Annotated in this window: 1 protein-coding gene; it reads right to left on the bottom strand. The window is 51.6% G+C overall.

The annotated features are described in order from the left end of the window. A partial coding sequence (locus SB765_RS31865) for a hypothetical protein (RefSeq protein ID WP_410932789.1) occupies nucleotides 1-252 on the bottom strand: 252 nt, incomplete at both ends.

Here is a 252-nt window from a genome sequence, read left to right as displayed (position 1 = left end):
CCAGTTACGCTGTTTACGCGCGCTGGCGCGGGTCAGAAACAGATAGAGAATAGAGATGAAGAAGCCGGAGAAAGCGATCAGCACCGGAATCGCTTCCAGCGCATATTCAATACTCTTATGAGGCGTGCCAGTGGTGCTGAGATCAAGCGTCAGCGAGGCACCCAGCGCAGCATATAAAAAGAGAAACAGAATCAGAAAAGTCAGACTACGTTTCCAGTCGCCATCAGCCTCTGCACCTTTTTGCTGGATGGC

Origin of the sequence: Pseudomonas sp. SIMBA_067, assembly GCF_046534675.1 — a bacterium.
GTDB lineage: Bacteria > Pseudomonadota > Gammaproteobacteria > Pseudomonadales > Pseudomonadaceae > Aquipseudomonas > Aquipseudomonas putida.
This window is presented reverse-complemented; position numbering and strand designations above follow the sequence as displayed.